This is a genomic window from Duganella zoogloeoides (genome assembly GCF_034479515.1).
Classification (GTDB): Bacteria; Pseudomonadota; Gammaproteobacteria; order Burkholderiales; family Burkholderiaceae_D; genus Rugamonas; species Rugamonas zoogloeoides.
Map to the genome: position 1 here is coordinate 5,399,659 of NZ_CP140152.1, position 20,053 is coordinate 5,419,711.

Annotated in this window: 21 protein-coding genes; 2 read left to right on the forward strand and 19 right to left on the reverse strand. The window is 62.4% G+C overall.

Features of this window, described 5'->3' with window-relative positions:
* Window positions 1–11: 11 nt before the first annotated feature.
* From SR858_RS23695 to SR858_RS23745, 11 genes are all read right to left on the reverse strand, one after another.
* On the reverse strand, window positions 12–1,802 hold the full coding sequence (locus SR858_RS23695) for an acyl-CoA dehydrogenase C-terminal domain-containing protein (protein ID WP_019923368.1): 1,791 nt from the start codon (window positions 1,800–1,802) through the stop codon (window positions 12–14).
* 68 nt (window positions 1,803–1,870) lie between these two features.
* A complete protein-coding gene (locus SR858_RS23700; RefSeq protein ID WP_019923369.1) occupies window positions 1,871–2,458 on the reverse strand; it encodes a TetR/AcrR family transcriptional regulator in 588 nt (195 codons plus the stop codon).
* Window positions 2,459–2,739: 281 nt separating this feature from the next.
* A complete protein-coding gene (locus tag SR858_RS23705) occupies window positions 2,740–3,111 on the reverse strand; it encodes an RNA-binding S4 domain-containing protein (RefSeq protein ID WP_019923370.1) in 372 nt (123 codons plus the stop codon).
* A complete protein-coding gene (gene clsB / locus SR858_RS23710) occupies window positions 3,108–4,274 on the reverse strand; it encodes a cardiolipin synthase ClsB (protein WP_019923371.1) in 1,167 nt (388 codons plus the stop codon). The genes SR858_RS23705 and clsB overlap by 4 nt, the downstream gene beginning before the upstream one ends.
* Before the next feature lie 174 nt (window positions 4,275–4,448).
* Entirely contained in the window at window positions 4,449–5,267 is an 819-nt protein-coding gene (locus tag SR858_RS23715) for an endonuclease/exonuclease/phosphatase family protein (RefSeq protein WP_026637556.1), read from the reverse strand.
* A gap of 84 nt (window positions 5,268–5,351) precedes the next feature.
* Window positions 5,352–5,753, reverse strand: coding sequence for a type II toxin-antitoxin system MqsA family antitoxin (locus SR858_RS23720; protein WP_019923373.1), 402 nt, complete (start codon window positions 5,751–5,753; stop codon window positions 5,352–5,354).
* Window positions 5,754–5,755: 2 nt separating this feature from the next.
* Complete coding sequence (locus SR858_RS23725) at window positions 5,756–6,061, reverse strand: type II toxin-antitoxin system MqsR family toxin (protein ID WP_040378000.1); 306 nt, start codon at window positions 6,059–6,061, stop codon at window positions 5,756–5,758.
* Between the two features lie 116 nt (window positions 6,062–6,177).
* Complete coding sequence (gene nudB / locus SR858_RS23730) at window positions 6,178–6,630, reverse strand: dihydroneopterin triphosphate diphosphatase (protein WP_019923375.1); 453 nt, start codon at window positions 6,628–6,630, stop codon at window positions 6,178–6,180.
* A 70-nt stretch (window positions 6,631–6,700) separates the two neighbouring features.
* A complete protein-coding gene (gene aspS, locus SR858_RS23735) occupies window positions 6,701–8,500 on the reverse strand; it encodes an aspartate--tRNA ligase (protein ID WP_019923376.1) in 1,800 nt (599 codons plus the stop codon).
* 59 nt (window positions 8,501–8,559) lie between these two features.
* Window positions 8,560–9,189 (reverse strand): DUF502 domain-containing protein, encoded by a 630-nt coding sequence (locus SR858_RS23740; RefSeq protein ID WP_019923377.1) that lies wholly within the window; start codon window positions 9,187–9,189, stop codon window positions 8,560–8,562.
* A gap of 20 nt (window positions 9,190–9,209) precedes the next feature.
* A complete protein-coding gene (locus SR858_RS23745; protein WP_019923378.1) occupies window positions 9,210–9,521 on the reverse strand; it encodes an FmdB family zinc ribbon protein in 312 nt (103 codons plus the stop codon).
* 243 nt (window positions 9,522–9,764) lie between these two features.
* Between SR858_RS23745 and SR858_RS23750 the strand changes: the two genes are divergently transcribed.
* Window positions 9,765–10,007 (forward strand): hypothetical protein, encoded by a 243-nt coding sequence (locus SR858_RS23750; RefSeq protein ID WP_154820002.1) that lies wholly within the window; start codon window positions 9,765–9,767, stop codon window positions 10,005–10,007.
* Here the strand turns inward: SR858_RS23750 and SR858_RS23755 are convergent.
* The 5 genes from SR858_RS23755 to ubiE form a co-directional block, all read right to left on the reverse strand.
* The gene (locus tag SR858_RS23755) at window positions 9,955–10,548 is read right to left on the reverse strand and encodes a methyltransferase domain-containing protein (protein ID WP_019923379.1); all 594 of its coding nucleotides are present in this window, start codon (window positions 10,546–10,548) and stop codon (window positions 9,955–9,957) included. The genes SR858_RS23750 and SR858_RS23755 overlap by 53 nt on opposite strands.
* A 15-nt stretch (window positions 10,549–10,563) precedes the next feature.
* Window positions 10,564–12,129, reverse strand: a complete 1,566-nt coding sequence (gene ubiB, locus SR858_RS23760; protein WP_019923380.1) for a ubiquinone biosynthesis regulatory protein kinase UbiB — start codon at window positions 12,127–12,129, stop codon at window positions 10,564–10,566.
* On the reverse strand, window positions 12,126–12,737 hold the full coding sequence (locus SR858_RS23765) for a ubiquinone biosynthesis accessory factor UbiJ (protein WP_026637558.1): 612 nt from the start codon (window positions 12,735–12,737) through the stop codon (window positions 12,126–12,128). The genes ubiB and SR858_RS23765 overlap by 4 nt, the downstream gene beginning before the upstream one ends.
* 88 nt (window positions 12,738–12,825) lie before the next feature.
* Window positions 12,826–13,815: a Tim44 domain-containing protein gene (locus SR858_RS23770; RefSeq protein WP_026637559.1), complete on the reverse strand. Its 990-nt coding sequence runs from the start codon at window positions 13,813–13,815 to the stop codon at window positions 12,826–12,828.
* Window positions 13,816–13,954: 139 nt separating this feature from the next.
* Window positions 13,955–14,689 (reverse strand): bifunctional demethylmenaquinone methyltransferase/2-methoxy-6-polyprenyl-1,4-benzoquinol methylase UbiE, encoded by a 735-nt coding sequence (gene ubiE / locus SR858_RS23775; RefSeq protein ID WP_019923383.1) that lies wholly within the window; start codon window positions 14,687–14,689, stop codon window positions 13,955–13,957.
* Between the two features lie 116 nt (window positions 14,690–14,805).
* Between ubiE and SR858_RS23780 the strand changes: the two genes are divergently transcribed.
* Window positions 14,806–15,183 (forward strand): lysozyme inhibitor LprI family protein, encoded by a 378-nt coding sequence (locus tag SR858_RS23780; RefSeq protein ID WP_019923384.1) that lies wholly within the window; start codon window positions 14,806–14,808, stop codon window positions 15,181–15,183.
* A gap of 14 nt (window positions 15,184–15,197) precedes the next feature.
* Here the strand turns inward: SR858_RS23780 and SR858_RS23785 are convergent, their stop codons facing one another.
* Genes SR858_RS23785 through SR858_RS23795 form a run of 3 tightly spaced genes read right to left on the reverse strand, consistent with a single transcriptional unit; the run spans window position 15,198 to window position 20,013 of the window.
* The gene (locus SR858_RS23785; protein ID WP_019923385.1) at window positions 15,198–16,478 is read right to left on the reverse strand and encodes an alpha/beta hydrolase family protein; all 1,281 of its coding nucleotides are present in this window, start codon (window positions 16,476–16,478) and stop codon (window positions 15,198–15,200) included.
* Window positions 16,478–17,770 carry an LLM class flavin-dependent oxidoreductase gene (locus tag SR858_RS23790; protein WP_019923386.1) on the reverse strand — a complete coding sequence of 431 codons (1,293 nt, stop codon included), beginning with the start codon at window positions 17,768–17,770 and terminating at the stop codon, window positions 16,478–16,480. Before SR858_RS23790 ends, SR858_RS23785 begins: the two co-directional genes overlap by 1 nt.
* Window positions 17,770–20,013, reverse strand: coding sequence for a TonB-dependent receptor (locus SR858_RS23795; RefSeq protein WP_019923387.1), 2,244 nt, complete (start codon window positions 20,011–20,013; stop codon window positions 17,770–17,772). The genes SR858_RS23790 and SR858_RS23795 overlap by 1 nt, the downstream gene beginning before the upstream one ends.
* Between the last annotated feature and the right edge of the window lie 40 nt (window positions 20,014–20,053).

Here is a 20,053-nt window from a genome sequence, read left to right on the forward strand (position 1 = left end):
TCGTTCCTCTCTTAGAACAGGTCGGCGTCGAGGGCCATCAGGTTGGCGGAACCCGAGCGGGCCTGGCGGATCAGGGTGGCGGTTTCCGGTTGCAGGCGGGCGAAGTAGAAGCGCGCCGTGGCCAGTTTTGCCTTGTAGAAGTTGTCGCCGCTGTCTTCCTTGGCCAGTGCGATCTTGGCCATTTGCGCGAAGAAGTAACTGTACACCAGGTGACCGACCACACGCAGGTACGGTACGCAGGCAGCGCCGACTTCGTCCGGGTTCTGGAACGCTTTCATGCCGATTTCCATGGTCAGCTTGGTGACCTTGTCGCCGAGGTCGCCCAGCGGGGTGATGAATTCGCTCAGCGCTTCGTCGGTGCCGTTTTCTTCAACAAAATTCTTGATCTTTTCGCCGAACTTGCGCAGCTTGGCGCCGTTGTCGCCGAGGATCTTGCGGCCCAGCAGGTCCAGCGACTGGATGGTGTTGGTGCCTTCGTAGATCAGGTTGATGCGGGCGTCGCGCACGTACTGCTCCATGCCCCATTCGGCAATGTAGCCGTGGCCGCCGAATACCTGCATCGCTTCCGAGGTGGCGATCCAGCCGTTGTCAGTGATGAAGGCTTTGACGATAGGCGTGAGCAGCGCGACTTCGTCGGCGGCTTCCTTGCGCACGTCGGCGTCCGGGTGGTGCAGTTCGCGGTCGATCTGCAGCGCCACGTACGACGTGAATGCGCGGCCACCTTCGGCATAGGCCTTGGCGGTAAGCAGCATGCGGCGCACGTCCGGGTGCACGATGATCGGATCGGCCGGCTTGTCCGGGAACTTGGCGCCCGACAGCGAACGCATCTGGATGCGGTCCTTGGCATAGACCAGCGCGTTCTGGTACGCGACTTCGGTCAGGCCCAGCGACTGCATGCCCACGCCCAGGCGGGCCGCGTTCATGAACACGAACATGGCGTTCAGGCCCTTGTTCGGCTGGCCGATGATCCAGCCCTTCGCGCCGTCCAGGTTCATCTGGCAGGTGGAGTTGCCGTGGATGCCCATTTTTTCTTCGATGGCGCCGCAGGTGATCGGGTTGCGCGCGCCAACGGTACCGTCGGCGTTTGGCAGGAATTTCGGCACCAGGAACAGCGAAATGCCTTTCGAGCCTTCCGGTGCATCCGGCACGCGGGCCAGCACCAGGTGCAGGATGTTTTCCGCCATGTCGTGTTCGCCGGCCGAGATGAAGATCTTGTTGCCGGTGATCAGCCACGAGCCGTCTTCCTGTGGCAGCGCTTTCGAGCGCAGCATGCCCAGGTCGGTGCCGCAGTGCGGTTCGGTCAAGCACATGGTGCCGGTCCATTCGCCCGAGACCAGCTTCGGCAGGTAGGTCGATTTCTGTTCGTCGGTGCCGTGTTCTTTCAGGCATTCGTAGGCGCCGTGCGACAGGCCCGGGTACATGGTCCAGGCCTGGTTGGCCGAGTTCAGCATTTCGTAGAACGAGTTGTTCAGCAGTACTGGCAGGCCCTGGCCGCCGTATTCCGGATCGCACGCCAGCGCCGCCCAGCCGCCCTCGACGTACTGCTTGTAGGCTTCTTTAAAACCTTTTGGCGTGGTCACGGAGTTGGTCGCCACGTCCAGCTTGCAACCTTCGCGGTCGCCCGAATGGTTCAGCGGGAACAGCACTTCCGACGTGAACTTGCCGCCTTCTTCCAGTACCTGGTTGATGATGTCGGCATCGATTTCGGCGTAGTCCGGCAACGCTTTCAGTTCTTCCTGCACGTTGAGCAGTTCGTGCAGCACGAATTGCATATCCCGGATTGGCGCGACGTATTGACCCATGGTGTTCTCCTGATGACTTTTATTGACTGCAAAAATGGTGGCTTGCGTAGGTGTTACCAACTGCCTTGCTAATTCTTGTACGACACGATCAAACGTTCAAATCCATTACCGGCCCGTTCCAGGCTGCCGGGGATGCGCAGGAAGCGCGCATCGTGGTGCAGTGCCAGGATCAGGCCGTACATCTCGTAGACCATCTGGCGCGCATCGCTGTCGGCTTTCAAGTCGCCCACTTCGATACATTGCTGCACGCAGCGCAACAGCGCGGCCTGCCAGGCGCCGACCATGGCCATCAACTCTTCGCGGATCGGGCCCGGGCGATCGTCGTACTCGACCGCGCCGCTGATATAGATACAGCCCGACGCCACTTCCACGCTCACGCGCTTGACCCAGCGCGCAAACATCGAGCGCAAGCGCAAGATGCCGCGCGGCTCTTTGACGCTGGGGAAAAACACTTCCTGCTCGAAACGATGGTGGTACAGCTTGAGCACTTCCAACTGCAAATCCTCGCGCGAGCCGAAATGGGCGAACACGCCGGACTTGCTCATGTTCATCTTGTCCGCGAGCAGGCCGATGGTCAGGCCTTCCAGCCCGTCCCGGCTGGCCAGGTCCAGCGCCACGTCGAGAATTGCCGCCCGTGTCAGTTCGCCCTTGCGCATAAATTTAGTTGAGGTATTAATAAGAATGGATCCCGAGGTGAATTTGGCCGTGGAGCAAAGTATTCTGCGCCACTTAAATTTACTCCGTGTGAAAAGAATTGCGAACGCTCGTACTATTATCCAGCGCGTGACAAAAGTCAAACGCTACGTTTAGAGTCGAGGTTCTATTGCTGCGGCGCAGCATGGGGATATGCGACGTGTGCACTCACCCGTAACGGTGATCTGTTGCAGGGTGGCGCCTTGCGCGCGGTCCGGCCCCGCGCATCAGGCTGGAATTGAGCCTACAATTTGCCGAGCTGGCGACGGTCGCGCTTGGTCGGGCGGCCCTTGAAGTCGGCGGTCGGCTCGCGGAACAGGCGGCGGTTTTCCGCCACCAGCGCCCGCCGCTGTACGCTCCCGTCGGTCTCTTCGTACAGGTTGCGCGCGATCGGCGCGGCGGCGCGCACGTCGGACAGATTCATCACATCGACTTCCCAGCGGTCGGAGCCGTTGTCGATGTCGAGCTGGTCGCCGATGTGCACATTGCGTGCCGGTTTGACCTTGTCGCCGTTGACTTTGACCTTGCCGCTGTCGATGGCATCGGTGGCCAGGGTACGAGTTTTGAAGAAGCGCGCGGCCCACAGCCACTTGTCGAGTCTGACGGTATCACTCATGCATATTTTCCTACTGAGAACAGGCGCATCACGGTCCGGTAGAACACGAACGCGATCTCGTAACCGATGCGGCGAAAACGGCCGACATGTTCGAAGTCGGCATAATCAATCGGTACGCCATCGGCGACGGCGTCCTCGATATGGGCGCGCAAGGTCTGCGCAAATGCGGCATCCTTGATCACCACGTTGGCTTCCTGGTTCAGGAACAGCGACAGGCCATCGACATTGCTCGAGCCCACGGTGGCCCAGTCGTCGTCGATCACGGCCACCTTGGCGTGCAATTGCGTCTTGCGGTACTCGACGATCTTGACGCCGGCCGCCAGCAGTTTCGGATAAAACGAGTGGGCGACCGCATCCTGCAGCCAGATCTCGCCCACGCCGATCAGCAGCGTGACATCGACCCCGCGTTCGGCGGCAGCGGCCAGCGCGCGGCGAAACTTGCGCCCCGGCGCGAAATACGGATTGGCCAGCAGCACGCTTTTACGCGCGCGGCCCAGCGCCTGCAAGTACGCGCGCTGGATGGTGCTGCGGTTGCGCAGGTTGTCGCGCACCACGAAGCCGGCCTGCACCATGTTCTCGGCGGCAGCCTTATTCACCTTGCGCATGTCGCGATACAGGCTGATGCGCTTGATGAGGTTCATCTTGCCCAGCCGGCGCCACTGGGTTTCCTGCTCTTTTTGCACCGACGCCACCAGCGGCCCGCACACTTGCACCGCGAAATCCCAGCGCGGAAAATCGAGTGGAATCGCGTGGTTGTAGTCGCAGAACATGTCGTCGTTGATGTTGATGCCGCCGACCAGCGCCACCTCGCGATCGACCACGCAAATCTTGCGATGGGTGCGCGTGACGCCGCGCTTGAACCACGGATTGAACACGCGGTGTTCGACACCGCCAGCCACCAGCTTCTCGTGCATGCTGTTGACCTGGCGCCGGCCCGTGCCCCACCAGTCGGTGATCATGCGCACGTGAATGCCGCGCTGGGCGGCGCCGATCAAGGCTGCCATCACGCGCTGGCCGGTGTCGTCAGGGGCGAAGATATAAGTTTCGAAATAGATTTCGTGACGGGCGTTGTCGATCGCTGCAATGAGCGCGGGAAAATAATCCGTGCCGGTATGCAGGAGCTTGACTTCGTTATCGGCGAGGAAGTTGACAGAGGTGCCCATGGTTCCATTCTAGCAGCCTGTCGGACTTGGGGAGTCAGAGCGAAAAAATAGCTGGTCGAGGCCAGATTTTTGTCGATTTCGCAGTGCCCATAGCAGGCTATGGGCCGAGAAAGCGGCGAAATATGGACCGATCCAGGTATTTTTGCAGCTGACGATCCCGGGTCCGACAGGCTGCTATCCAAGTGATAGCGACGCGACAATCGGCGCGTGATCCGACAGCTTGGCCCACAGCGACCCGTGCAAGACCTCGGCCGTATCGACCTTGAAGCCGCGCACGTAAATCCGATCGAGGCGGAAAAACGGCAGCGCCGACGGGAAGGTGCGGGCCGGATTGACGGACGATTTGCGGCGCAGTGTCCGCATGATGTCGCTGAGCGCGGATGGCGGACCGCCAAGCTGGTCGAACGCCTCCACCACGCCGAGCGCATTGCGCAGTTCGGCGCTGAGGGTGTTGCGCCAGTCGTTGAAATCGCCGGCAATGATCACCGGTTCGCCATCGGGCGCCGACGCGCGCACGGCGGAAATCAGGGCCTGGGTCTGGCGCCGGCGCCCGGCCTCGAACAAGCCCAGGTGCACCACGTAGCAGTGGACGATGCCGTGCGGGGTATTGAGTACGCAGTGCAGAATGCCGCGCTGTTCATACGCGTGGTCGGACACATCGTGATTGGCCATATTGGCGATCGGGAAGGCACTGAGCAGCGCATTGCCGTGGTGGCCGTGATCGTACACCGCGTTCATGCCGTAAGCCGCGTGCAGGTGGCGCGATTCGCCGGCAAAGTATTCGTGCTGCGACGCGGCGGGCCAGTGCTTGGTGCCGAGGTGCTCGGCGCCGTACTTGGCCGCCTTCAGGTCATGCTTGCCCTGGACCTCCTGCAGAAACACCACGTCGGCGTCGAACATGCCGATAGCCTGCTTGAGCGCCAGAACACGCGGCTCGGCCCGGATCGAGGACACCCCTTTATGGATGTTATATGTGGCAACACGGATTTTCATGGAAACATTGTAACCCTGAGTCCGCGACGCTGTACGTTCGCCGCCGCACATACCAATTTTCCGGCGAACAAGGGTACAACTTCGTTACGCTGCCGCCACTTCCTGCAACAACTCCGGGTGATTGTTCAAGAGCTTCAGCAGTTTGACGGTGGCCAGTGGCGGCCTGGTTTTGCCCAGCTCATAGCGCGAAAATGCATTGACACCACCGCCGAAAATCTCGCCAGCCTGGCGCTGGTCGAGATTGAGTTTCTTGCGCACGCTGACGATGAATTGCGGATCGACCGCCGCCGCATTGACTTGCTTGTTAAAGGCCAGCATCAGGTCCATCGTGCGCCGGGACTCTTGCGGACCGAGCACGGATTCATCGCAGACGGAGCAGAAATCCCCTTCTACCTGCGGCAGGATCGTGGTTTCGCCCTTGTACGTATAAGGCACGTCGCGCACATCGTGCACCAGTGCGGACGCGCCGCAGTTTTCGCATTTCATCGCTATAACTCCTTGAAAGAGACGATCAATACGCCGTTTTGTATCATCAGCTTGAGATAGACCGGATCTCCCGCCGACGTTCTGGTGTGGTAGACATCCATCCAGTGTCCCGGGTTTTTGAGCGACTCCATGGTCTTGTAAAACCGGCCCCTGGCTGGCAGATCCACCACGACGTCAATCAGGCCGGCTAGGTCGAGTCCCAGAGCGACGGCGCCAACGCGCGCCACGTGAGTCGTGCGGAACTGCCCCTGTTTTATCAGCGCAATCATGCGCGAGAGGTCGTGTGTCGGAATACTGTAGCTGGTCATGGCGATTGTCCCAAGCTGGATCGAAGATTAACCCAGTTGGTTAATTTAAGCAACCAGGTTAATGCAGAGTAGCTTGGGTGCACAGCCGGGGACTGCGGTAGATCAATCGAGCAGAGCTACCCCAAGTGCCGTGGCAGCAGCAGGATCGCCTCCGCATTCGAAGACGAAAAACACTTGTCGGCCGCCTCCAGGTGGGGCAGCCAGGCGTGGTTGATGTGCTCGCGTGGCGACAGCGTGACCGGCGTGTCGCGCGGGACTTCCACGCTGAAGATGTGCTCGGTGTTTTCGACTACTCCCGGTGCGTAGCGGTGGCGCCATTCGGGGTAGATGGTGTAGATATTCGACAGTTGCCAGTCGCGCAGCACGATGCGTTTGCCGTCGGCCACGATGCCGGTTTCCTCGAACAGTTCGCGCGCAGCGGCCTCGATGAACGGCTCGCCAATCACATCGATCGAGCCGGTGACAGATTGCCAGAAACCGGGACGGTCGGCGCGTTCGATGAGCAGCACTTGCAGGTCGGCGGTGTGGATTACGACCAGGACGGATTCGGGGATCTTGTAGGGCTTCATGTTCAGGGCAAAAGAAAAGGCGCCTCGGTATCCCGGGCGCCTTTTCATTATGCCAGAAGGCTAACTAAAATCAGCTAGCGACCTTCGGCTCCGCCGCACGCAAACGGATGTGCAGTTCTTTCAATTGCTTCTCGTCGACTTCCGACGGTGCCTGGGTCAGCAGATCCTGGGCGCGCTGGGTTTTCGGGAAGGCGATCACGTCGCGGATCGAATCGGACTTGGTCATCAGCGTGACGATACGGTCCAGGCCGAAGGCCAGGCCGCCGTGCGGTGGCGCGCCGTATTGCAGTGCGTCGAGCAGGAAGCCGAACTTCAGGCGCGCTTCGTCGGCATCGATTTTCAGCGCGCGGAAGACTTTCGACTGCACTTCTTCGCGGTGGATACGGATCGAACCGCCGCCCAGTTCCCAGCCGTTCAGGACCATGTCGTAGGCCTTGGCAATGCAGGCGCCCGGGTTGGTTTCGAGCCAGTCTTCGTGGCCGTCTTTTGGCGCGGTGAACGGGTGGTGGGTGGCGGTCCAGCGGTCCGATTCTTCGTCGTATTCGAACATCGGGAAGTCGATCACCCACAGCGGCGACCAGACGTCGTCGAACAGGCCGGCGTTCTTGCCGAATTCCGAGTGGCCGATTTTCACGCGCAGCGCGCCGATGGCGTCGTTGACGACCTTGGCCTTGTCCGCACCGAAGAAGATCAGGTCGCCGTCTTGCGCGCCCGTCAGTTCCAGGATCTTGGCCAGGGTTTCGTCGTCGATGCTCTTGACGATCGGCGACTGCAGACCGTCGCGGCCCTTGGCTTTTTCGTTGACCTTGATGTACGCCAGGCCACGCGCGCCGTAGATGGCGACGAACTGGGTGTACGCGTCGATTTCCGAACGCGGCATCGAACCGCCTTGCGGTACGCGCATGCCCACTACGCGGCCGTTAGGCAGGTTGGCGGCGCTGTTGAAGATCTTGAATTCGACGTTTTTGACCACTTCAGTCAGTTCGGTGAATTCCAGTTTGACGCGCATGTCCGGCTTGTCCGAACCGTATTTGCCCATCGCTTCGGAGAAGTTCATCACCGGGAACGGGTTAGGCAGTTCAACGCCCATGGTGTTGGTGAACACCTTGCGGATCATGTCTTCGAACAGGTCGCGGATCTCCTGTTCGGTCAGGAACGAGGTTTCGCAGTCGATCTGGGTGAATTCAGGCTGGCGGTCGGCGCGCAGGTCTTCGTCGCGGAAGCACTTGGTGATCTGGTAGTAACGGTCGAAGTTGGCGACCATCAGCAGCTGTTTGAACAGCTGCGGCGACTGCGGCAGCGCGAAGAAGCTGCCGGCGTTCACGCGCGATGGCACCAGGTAGTCGCGTGCGCCTTCAGGCGTGGACTTGGTCAGCATCGGGGTTTCGATGTCGATGAAGCCCAGGTCGTCCAAATACTTGCGCACTTCCATCGTTACCTTGTAACGCAGGCGCAGGTTGTTTTGCATCTGCGGGCGACGCAGGTCCAGCACGCGGTGGGTCAGGCGGGTGGTTTCGGACAGGTTGTCGTCGTCGAGCTGGAACGGCACGGCCACGGAAGGGTTCAGCACTTCCAGTTCGGCGCAAACGACTTCGATCTTGCCGGACTTGAGGTTGTTGTTGACGGTGCCAGCCAGGCGGTCCTTGACCACGCCGGTCACGCGCAGGCAGAACTCGTTACGTACGGCTTCGGCGGCCTTGAACACTTCGGCTTGTTCCGGATTGCAGACGATCTGCACCAGGCCTTCGCGGTCGCGCAGGTCGATGAAGATCACGCCGCCGTGGTCGCGGCGACGGTGTACCCAGCCGCACAGGCTGACGGTTTGGCCAAGCAGCGCTTCAGTGGTGAGGCCGCAGTAGTGAGTACGCATTGAGGACATGATTATTTCTCGGTTCAGGTTAAATTACTCAGAGAGTTCGGCTGTATCTTTTACTTGGTGATGCGGTCCGGCAGGGCGATGGCTTGCGGAACATCTTCCGGCGCCACCACGCCCATCGAGACGATGTATTTCAGGGCGGCATCGACGGTCATGTCGAGCTCGACCACATCCTTGCGCGCCATCATCAGGAAAAATCCCGACGTCGGGTTGGGCGTGGTGGGCACGTACACACTCACGTAGTCGCCCACCAGGTGATTTTTCACGTCGCCGCCAGGCGTGCCCGTGAGGAAAGCGATGGTGTACGAATTCTGGTGCGGGTACGGAATCATCACCGCCTTGCGGAACGCGTTGCCGGACGACGACAGCAAGGTGTCGGACACCTGCTTGACGCTCGAATACAGCGAGTTCACCAGCGGGATGCGCTTGAGCAGCTTTTCCCACACGCGCAACACGTAGTTACCGACCAGGTTGTTGGTCAGCAGGCCGGTCAGGAACACGATCACCACGGTCAGCAAGGTGCCCAGGCCCGGGATGTCGAAACCGAACAAGGTACGCGGCTGCCAGCGGTGCGGCACGAACAGCAGCGACTGGTCCATGGTGCTGATCACCAGGTTCAGCACCCAGGCGGTAATCGCCAGCGGCACCAGGATCAGCAGCCCGGTAATGAAATATTTACGCATCGGTTGCTCTGCTCACGGGATCAATCCCCCTTGGTGGTGCTGGAAGGCGCCGCAGCCGCCGCCGGTGCCGCAGCGGGCGCCTCCGACTTGGCCGGCGCCGACGAGGCGATCGCGCCCGACGGGCTGGACACGCCGGTGGCTGGCGGCGTGCCCCCACGGAAATCGGTCACATACCAACCCGAGCCCTTGAGCTGGAAGCCGGCGGCGGTCAGTTGTTTCTTGAACGAGTCCTTGCCACATTCTGGGCAAACAGTCAGCTGCGGGTCGGAAATCTTCTGCAAGACATCCTTGGCAAAACCACATGCCTCGCAGCGGTAAGCGTAGATCGGCATCTATTACTCCGCAAAAATCATCAAAACCCTGAATTATAAAGCCTTTTGGGCGCCCTACTCCTGTTTCCTGCGGCCAAGGTCAGCCGGTGGCGAATAGTTAATCGCTTTCATTGAAAAAAGCTATTCGCCAGCGGTTTAAATTCATGGTCTAATCCACCCTCATGCGCTGATTTCCCAATCCCTGAATCGTTGCGCGCCTTGCCGTCCAGCCGTCGACGCTTACATCTCTTGATTGGGAAACACATGAAAAAGTACGTCTTTGCCGGCCTGTTGGCCACTACCCTGTTCTCTCCTGCCTTTGCACAGAGCAAGTTCGTTGCCGAGTCCCCCAGCGAACCGTTGCACCGCCGTTCGATCGTCTTGTGCGCACTGGCGCTGGTCGCGGGACATGCCTGCGCCAGCCGCCGTAAACTACCCGGCAAGCGTCCGTTGCTCAACGCCGGCGCCACACCATCCAGCGCTCCCTGCCTGCAAACACAGCAATAGAATCACTGACGGCCTCGTCCGCTTCGCAGGCGAAATCGGCCTGCAACAGCGCGTCCAGCGCGGTGCGGCCGATGCCGAATGGCGGACCTTTCGGCCTGCCGTCAAAAAAGAAATAACCAGCCAGCAGCGCGCCCGCCGGTAACAACTGCGCCCAGCGCGCGGCCACTTGCGGCCACATGGCCGGCGGCATCGCGCATAAAAAAGCCTGCTCGTAAATCAGTTGCAGTGTCTGTGGTGGCTCCCACGTGAAAAAATCCGCCTGCACCACGTGCTGACCATGGCTGCCTGTCACCACCTTGGCGGCAGCGACGGCGGCCGGCGAAAAATCGATGGCGGTGGCGTTCCAGCCGGCGTTGCGCAGCAGTACCAGCTCGTGGCCGGCGCCGCAGCCGGGAATCAGCGCGGCCATCGGCGCGTTGGCAGCGACGAAATCGTGCAGGGCTTGCGGTGCGGCGCCCCGGTCCCAGGGCGTGAAACGGCGCTCGAAGCGTTCATCCCAGAACGCTGGCGACAGGGGATCGCGCTGGGCAAAGTCCGTCATGCTGGTTGCATCACCTTATTGCGGCATGAAATGGGGCCAGAACTCGTAGGATACCAGCGCCAGCACCACCAGGGTAACGGTCCAGGCCGCGCCACTGAGCAGGCGGTTGGTGCGCTGCTGTTCGTGGATCAGCACCTTGAGCAGCTCGGTATTGTCGCTGGGACGCTCGCCCTGCTGTTCCAGCGCCCGGTGCAGCAGGCGCGGCAGTTGCGGGAAGATCTGGGCATAGCGCGGCGCCTCGGCCTTGAGCTTCTGGTACAGGCCCTGCCAGCCGACTTGCTCGGCCATCCAGTTTTCCAGGTACGGCTTGGCGGTTTTCCACAGGTCGAGGTCGGGGTCGAGCTGGCGGCCGAGACCCTCGATATTGAGCAGCGTCTTTTGCAGCAGCACCAGTTGCGGCTGCACTTCCACGTTGAAGCGGCGCGACGTCTGGAACAGGCGCAGCAGGATCTGGCCGAACGAGATATCTTTCAGCGGGCGATCAAAAATCGGCTCGCAGCAGGCGCGCACGGCAGCTTCGAGCTCATCGACGCGGGTTTCCTTGGGCGCCCAGCCCGATTCGATGTGGGCCTCGGCCACGCGCTTGTAGTCGCGGCGGAAGAAGGCCAGGAAGTTTTGCGACAAATAATCCTTGTCGTAATCGGTCAGCGTGCCGACGATGCCGAAGTCGAGCGCGATGTAGCGGCCGAACGTTTCCGGTTCGATCGAGACCAGGATGTTACCGGGGTGCATATCCGCATGGAAGAAACCGTCGCGGAACACCTGGGTGAAGAAAATCTCCACGCCGTCGCTCGACAGCTTTTTCAGGTCCACGCCGGCCGCAGCCAGGCGGTCGATCTGCGAGACCGGGATGCCGTGCATGCGCTCCATCACGATCACATTGCTCGAGCAGTAGTCCCAGTGCATTTCCGGCACCAGCAGCAGATTGGAATCGGCAAAGTTGCGGCGCAGCTGGCTGGCGTTGGCGGCCTCGCGCATCAGGTCCAGCTCATCGTGCAGGTATTTGTCGAACTCGGCCACCACCTCTTTCGGTTTCAGGCGCTTGCTGTCGGCCCACAGGCGGCTGGCCAGGTCGGCGGCGATCTGCATCAGCGCCACATCCTCGTCGATGGTCTTTTTCATGCCCGGGCGCAGCACCTTGACTGCCACCTGCTTGCCATCCTTGAGCGTCGCAAAGTGTACCTGGGCAATTGAGGCCGAGGCCACCGGCGTGCGCTCGAACGAGGCGAACAGCTGGTCCGGGTGGGCGCCGAGCGACTTGTGGATTTGCGCAATGGCGATATCGGAATCGAACGGCGGCACCCGGTCTTGCAGGCGCGCCAGTTCGACGGCGATATCGGGGGGAATCAGGTCGCTGCGGGTGGAGAGCACCTGGCCGAACTTGATGAAGATCGGGCCCAGGTCTTCCAGCGCCAGGCGCAGGCGCACGCCGCGCGGGGAAGACAGGTCGCGCCAGAAAATCACGGTGTCGATGAACCGCGCCGTGCGCGGCACCTTGAAGCCGGAAATCGCTATTTCGTCGAGGCCGTACTTGATCGCCACCCGCATGATCTTCAGGAAGCGGAGTAATTTCAAAATCATTGGGTTCCCAGTTTCTGTTCCAGTTTGGCCAGGCGCTTGGCAGCGCGCTCGACGTCGTCGCGCAGGCGCGTGACGTCGGCCGATAATTCTTCCACCGCGTGCGGGCGCACCAGCAATTGTTTTTCGTCGAGCAGGTATTCGGCGACGTTTTCAGCCAGTTTCTGGTGACCGTTTTTCACCGCCTTGAGCACATCGCGCGCACCTGCCGCCAGGCGGTTGGCCGCCAGCGGCCCCACCAGCTTTTCCAGGTCCACCTCGGCCTCCCAGCGCAGCGACTGGCTCAGGCTCGACAGCGCGTTGGCGAACTCGGCATCGCCCTCGATGCGCACATAGGAAAACGCCCGTGCGCGGTCCTGCACGATCAGCGGCAGGTCGGTGGGTTTCACGCGGATGGTCACGCTGGCCACCTCTTCGACCGGGGCCGCTTCGAGCAGGCCGTCGGCGGTCACGCGCAGGCGCAGGCTTGCCACGCCGGCGTCGATGGCGGCCACCTTGCCGGCATGGCGCTGCAACTCGCGGCGCGCCCACGGCTCCTGGGCCAGCAGGTGGTTGATCACGGCGCTGGCGGGCACGGCGGCAGAAAGAACACTGGGATTGGGGATCGTCATTCGGTACGCTATCAAAACAGGGCCACAAAACAAAACCGCCCATCTGCGGGCGGTTTTGATCTTACCATTTTGCGGGGAAACCCACGGTTCAGGCCACCTGTTGAATACCTGCCAGCAGCCAGCCGGCCGAACCCGACACGGGCTTGCTCAGGTTCCACACTTCGTTGAGCGGCTCGGCCAGTGCATCGCGGGCCGGCTTGACCATGCCCGTAAAGCGTACGCTGGCCAGGTAGTCGGTCGCGGTGGTCTCAATGCCCAGCAGTTCGGCTTCGAGGCTGACCACGTCGGTGTAATCGGCCTGGGTGCGCTCGGACAGTTGCAAACGCATTTCGGCAAACACTTCCGGCGTGGTGAATTCGCGGATATCGTTGGTATCGCCCTTGTCCCAGGCTGCTTGCAGGCGGATGAAATTGCCTTTTGCGACACGCAGGAACGACGCTTCGTCGAAGTCCGCCGGCACGCCCCATTTCTGATGCGCGGGCACGGCAGCAGGCTGGTACTGGTAGTTCTGGCCCGATGCCAGGCCCGAACCGATTTCCGGCGTGGTGTTGCCGCTATTGAATTGCGCAGGCTGCTGGGCTGGCGTGAACGGCTTGACGTTGTCGTTATAGCCACTGTTACCACCATTGCCGCCGAAGCCGCCGCCGTTACCGCCGAACGCCGAAGGCGCCGGTTGCGGCTGCGATTTACGGCGGATCATGCGCACGATGAAGAATACCGCGCCGGCCAACAACGCCAGCATCAGGATGGTGCCGATGGCGCTGCCCAGCGCGCCACTCAAGCCCAGGTGCGAGAACAGTGCGCCCAGGCCCAGGCCCAGCAGCGCGCCGCCCAGGATACCTTTCCATGGGCTGGCCGGTTTTGGCGGCGTGGCGGCGTTGGGCGTGGCGGCTGGCGCCTGGCGCTGCGCGCCTTGCGGAGCCTGCTGAGGAGCTGCGGCCGGCGGCATGCGCTGGACGTTTTGCGACTGGCGACCGATCGAACGGCCACCCCCGGCAGGGCGAGCGATGGCTTCGGACACCATCGAGAAGACGGAGACGGCCAGCACGGCGGTCATCAGGAATTTTTTAACAGTCATGGTCTCTACCCTACAAAGTAATTGCTCGTTGCGGGGACCCGGAGCCTGTTGTGGTGCGCGTCGTTTTGTACGCGACGCGCGGGCGGCCCGGTGTCCTTCGAGCCGCCAGCTTACCTGCAAAGGGGCTGGACAGGCTTAGTTACAGCTTAATGCCGGTGTGCAACGCGGCCACGCCGGCCGTCAGGTTGTAATACTTGACGCTTTCCAGGCCCGCCGTTTCCATCATGGTCTTCAGGGTTTCCTGGTCGGGATGCATGCGGATCGATTCGGCCAGGTAGCGATAGCTTTCGGCATCGCCGGCGATCTTCTGGCCCATCCACGGCAGCACCTTGAACGAATACAGGTCGTACGGCTTTTGCAGCGGCTCGATCACTTTCGAGAATTCCAGCACCAGCAACTTGCCGCCCGGTTTCAGTACGCGGCGCATTTCCGCCAGCGCCTGGTCCTTGTGCGTCATGTTGCGCAGGCCGAAGGCCACGCTGACGCGGTCGAAATAGTTATCGGGGAACGGCAGCTTCTCGGCATCGCACAGCAAGGTGGGGGTCAACAGGCCGCGGTTCAAGAGGCGATCGCGCCCCACGCGGAGCATCGATTCGTTGATGTCGGTGAGCCAGACTTCGCCGGTAGGGCCGGCCTGCTTGGCAAACGCCTTGGCCAGGTCGCCCGTGCCGCCGGCGATATCGAGGCATTTGAAGCCCGGACGCACGCCGGCATTGGCGATCGTGAAGATCTTCCAGATGCGGTGCAGGCCACCGGACATGACGTCGTTCATGATGTCGTACTTGGCGGCGACAGAATGGAAAACCTTGGCGACTTCGCGGACTTTGTCGTCTTCCGCGACGGTTTTGTAACCGAAGTGAGTGGTATTGGTCATGGTGGCAGGCCTGTTAGTTTGCCTGCATTATACAAGGTAGGGAAACTTGTGAGCGCCGGGGAAACGTGGCAAACTTGGCAACCACCACCTGACCGGATGCTCCCGGATAATCAAAAATGAAAACAGTCATTGCCGCCCTGCTGCTGTGCGCATCGGGCGCCGCCTTTGCCAATTCCGCCTGCGACAAGCCAAAAAGTGATTTCGATGGCCTCTACTGCTTGAACAAGGTCTACCAGGAAGCGGACAAGGAACTCAACACCAATTACCAGGCGTTGAGCCCCAAGCTCGATGCCGATGGCAAGAAAGCACTGAAAAGCGGACAACTGGCCTGGATCCAGGAACGCAACGACAACTGCTCGCGCCGCGAGGCCCGGGGGTTCTTCGTCAACCTCCAGTGCGCGACCGACACCACCATCAAGCGCTCGCAGTTTCTGCAGGACCGGGTGCGCGAGTGCAACAGCTCGGGGTGCCAGAACAGCAAGCTGAAAGAGTAGTCACGTTCTTCTGATCATCGCGCCGGCAGATGCCGCCACTCCAGCCCCAGCGCAGCGCGTTTGGGGAAGCCTTGCCACAGGCCGGGGTCGGGTTTGATGGTGCCGTCGGCGGTCAGGGGCGGCAGGTCGAGGTAGCCTTGCAGCGGCTGGCCCTTGAGCTGGACGCCGAGGAAGGCGGTGACGAAATGCTGGTTGATGTTGTTGATGCGGCGGCTGTCCCACACCGGCTCGGCGTACGACTGGAAGTCGTCGGGGTTGCTCCACATGGCCGGTGACGGCGGGTTCGGCGCGCTGTTGTGGCGCCCGCCCACGTAGGTCAGCAGGTAGCGGTCGGCGTTGACCGTGCCTTCGAACAGGCGCTTCACGCCGTCCTGGTAGCCGGCCACGTCGTCCTGGTCGCCGCTGATGAACAGTACCGGCGTGCGCACGCCGGCCAGGCCGTCGGCATCCCACACCTTGTGCGCGCCGCCCCATGGCGCGAATGCCACCACCGCCTTGATGCGGGCATCGCGCTGCTGCGCATATTGGGTATTGCCCTGCTGATTGACGGCCAGCTTGCCGCCGGGGACGAACGCCACCGCCGCTGCACTCACGCCCGCCCCCACCGTGTTCAGGGCGCCGTAACCGCCCATCGAGTAGCCGACCAGCGCGGTGCGGTCCACGTCCACCAGGCCGGCCAGGAAGTTGCCGCTGCCCGGCTTGGCCCACGCGGCGACGGTGTCGAGCACGAACAGGTCATCAAACCGGCGGTTGAGCAGGGTACTGGCAAAGCCGGCCTTGTCGGCGCGGGTCGATTCGGGATGGTCGATGGCGACCACCACGTAGCCTTTCGAGGCCAGGTTCTCGGTCAGGTAGCTCATTTGCAGGCGCGAACCGGGGTAGCCGTGGGAGACGATCACCAGTGGATAGCTTGTACCCTGGACGGGCGCGGCATCGCGTGCCGCGCGGCCGTTGAACTGGAACGGCGTGTTGGGCCGCTTGGGGTCGTTGGGGCCGGAGCCCAGGACATCGGTATAAACGGTATGCTCGACCTGACCGTTGGCCAGGGCGGCCGGGTACCATACTTCGAGCGTGAGCTTGCGCGTGGTGCGCGGGTTGGGCACCTGTTCGGTCACGCGCAGCACGTCGAGCTGGTCGCGGTGTTCGATCGCCAGCGTGCGTACGCCTACCTTGGCCGGGCCGCGCGCGGCCAGTTCCGGCGCGTCGGGCCGGGCATCGCCGAAGTACTCCTGGGCGTGCGGAGCGCCCATCATCATCAACAACGCTACCGCCACTACCCTGCTCACTGCCTTCATCAATACTCCTGTAATCCCAAGTGGTCGCGCAAGGTGGTGCCCGTGTACGCGGTGCGGAACAAGCCGCGCCGCTGCAACTCCGGCACCACCAGCGCCAGAAAATCATCGAGGCCGCCCGGCAAAGCCGGCGCCATGAAGTTGAATCCGTCGGCCGCCCCGCCCTCGAACCAGGCTTCGATCTGGTCGGCCACCGTCTGCGCCGTGCCGATCACGGTGAAGTGACCGCGTCCACCGGCGATGCGTTCGTACAGCTGGCGGATCGACAGGTTCTCGCCCTGCGCCAGGTTGGTCAGCAACTGCTGGCGGCTGCGCTGGCCGTCCTGGGTTTCCGGCAACTCGGGCAGCGGGCCGTCGAGCGGATAGCCGGACAGGTCGAAATTGCCGATCATGCGGCCCAGCAGCGCCAGTCCCGCCTTCGGTTCGATCAGGCTTTGCAGTTCGCCGAACTTGTCGTCCGCCTCCGCTTGCGACGCGCCCACTACCGCGAACAGGCCGGGCATGATCTTGAGCGCATCGGGATGGCGGCCCTTGTCCGCCACGCGGCGCTTGATGTCGCGGTAAAAATCCTGTGCGCCTGCCAGCGTAGGCTGGGCGGTAAACACCACTTCGGCGGTGGCCGCCGCCAGGTCCCGGCCCGCTTCCGATCCGCCCGCCTGCACCACCACGGGCCGGCCTTGCGGGCTGCGCGTGACGTTCAGCGGGCCGGCCACCGCGAAGTGCTCGCCGCGATGATCGAGCTTGCGGATGCGCGATGGATCGGCCAGCACGCCGCCCGCCTTGTCGTTGACCAGCGCGCCATCTTGCCAACTATCCCACAGTCCTGTGACAACCTGATGAAATTCGCGGGCGCGCGCATAGCGCTCGGCGTGGGCCACGTGCTGGTCGCGGCCAAAGTTGGCCGCCTCCGCCGCGTTGTCGGACGTGACCAGGTTCCACCCTGCCCGGCCGTCCGACAACTGGTCGAGCGAGGCGAACTGGCGCGCCACCGTGTACGGCTCGTTGTACGTGGTGGTGGCGGTGCCGATCAGGCCTATCTTCTCGGTCGATGCGGCCAGCGCCGACAGCAAGGTCAGTGGTTCGAGCGACGGGATATTGCCGGTCAGCGCCAGGCTGTCGGCAAAGAACACCGCGTCGAGACACGCCGCTTCGGCGTTACGCACCTGCTGGCGGAACACCTTGAACGGATTGCTGTCCAGGTCCGTTTGCGGGTGGCGCCACGCAGCCACGTGGTGGCCGTGGCGCATCATGAAGGCGGCGATGCTCAGTTGTCGGCGGGCGGCTGGTGCAGTCATCAGAACTCCTTGCGCGCGGTCAGGCCGAAGTAGCGCTCGTCGTCGCGCGGCACGGCGCGGGTGACGTAGCCGGTGGCCGTGACCAGGTTGGTGGCGTACGACTTGTTGGCCAGGTTTTTGCCCACCAGCGCGATGCGCCAACCCGCCACCGGCGACGACAGCGCAATGCTGGCGTTGACAATGCCATAGGCGCCCTGGATTGCATCCGGCGACTGGAACAGGTCGAACTGGGTCTTGGACTGGTAGGCGTAATCGGCCGAGAAGTCGGCGAACAGGCCGTTTTGCAGCGCCAGCGCGTAATTGGCGCGGGTGAAGGCCTTCCACTTCGGCGAGAACGGCAGCGGCTGGCCATTGAGGTTGCACGACGCGGTGGCCGCCGGCGGGCAGTTGAAACTGTCGATCCTGGCGTCGGTGTAGGCCAGCGCACCGGACAGCGTGAATTCGCGCGTGGGGCGGGCGGTGACATCGAGTTCCACGCCACGGGTGGAGACCTTGCCGGCGTTGATCAGGCGCGTGATCACGGTGCCGCCCACGGTGTCGAAGAAATTGGCCTGGTAGTTGTCGTACCTGGTGTGGAACACGGCCAGGTTGGCGGTCAGGCGACGGTCGAAGGCGCTGGTTTTCAGACCCAGCTCGAACGAGTCGGACGTCTCGGGCTTCAGCGCCAGCGTGTCGCGCGCCAGCATGTTGAAGAACACGTTGTAGGCCGGGCCCTTGTAGCCGCGCGAGTAGGTGGCGTAGGTGTTGACGTTGTTCGAGACATCGTGTTGCAGGCCCAGGCGGCCCGAGTAGCCGTCCTCGCTGGTGGAGCCGCTATTTTGCACGCCGGGCTGCACGCCGGGGAAGGCGGCCGTGGACGTCGAGGTGCGCACATGGTCGTACGACAGTTCATCGCGGGTGGCGCGCGCGCCGACGATGGCGCGCCAGTCGGCGGCAAAGTTGATCGTGCTTTCGCCGAACAGCGAGTAGCTGTCGTTCTTGACGCCATAGTCGGCGCGGCCGGCATTGAACACATTGGTGGTAACCAGGCGCTGGTAGGTTTCGCGGTCCTTGCCGTGCAGGTAGTAGGCGCCCACCACGTAGTCGACAAACTGGTCTTTGGGCGATGCCAGGCGCAGTTCCTGCGACACCTGGCGGAAGTCCACCGTGCCGATATCGCGCGTAGCCGGATACGCGGCCGTGACGCGCGACGGTTCGGCGGCATTGCCGATGGCCGAGGTGCTGGTGTACTGGGCGTTGTCCCAGTCGCGCACCGCCGTGATCGAGGTCAGCGTGTGGCCGCCCAGGCGCCAGTCCACTTGCGCGGACAGGCCACGGTTGGTGTCGCGGATGTCGCTCGGGATGTCGGTAATGACCTGGCGATTTTCCGCGCTGGCCACCACCGGCGCGATGCCCGCCACAAACGGGGCGCTGGTGGCAGCGGTTCCGGTGAGCTTGTACGGCGTGAAGGTGGGCGATGCGTTGGAACGCAGGTAGTCGGCGATCAGCACGATATCGACATCTTTATTGGGCGTGATATCGATGCGGGCGCGGGCGCCCTTGCGGTCGTACCCGTTGACCTTGCCACCGCCGGCGTGGAGGTTATCGACATTGCCGTCGTAGTCGGCATACAGCGCGGTGAACGAACCGCGCACCACGCCCGGCTGGATCGCGCCCGAGACGCCGGCGCGCACGCGCTTCTCGTTACCTTCGTACCAGGACGCATCGACATACCCGCTGGCCTGCTCGCCCGGCTTGCGGCCGACGACGTTCAACACGCCCGACGACGCATTCTTGCCGAACAGCGTGCCTTGCGGGCCGCGCAGGATTTCGATGCGGTCGATATCGAGCAGGTCGAGCGTGGCCTGGCCCGGCCGCGCGAACACCACGCCATCGACCACGGTGGACACAGTGGGTTCCACGCCGGGCGACGTCGAGATGGTACCGATACCGCGCACGAAAATGGTGGAATCCTTGTTGCCGCCCTGCTGGCGGAAGGTGGCGCTCGGCACTTCCTGGATGATGGTGTCAATGCTGTTACGGTTGGATTGGGCCAGCTGCTCGCCGTCGATCACCGACACGGCCACCGGCACCGATTGCAGCGACGCGCTGCGGCGCGTGGCGCTCACCGTCACGGTGGGAATCGATGCAACTTCGCTGCGGTCGGCTATCGGCGCGGCATCCTCCGCAGGGGTTGCCCATGCGCTGCTGACCAGCAAAGCGCCCGTCGCCAACACGCCGATTTTTTTAGTCTTGTTTTTCATTGCAGAGTCCTTGATTGAGAAGCGCGCCTTGCGCCATATG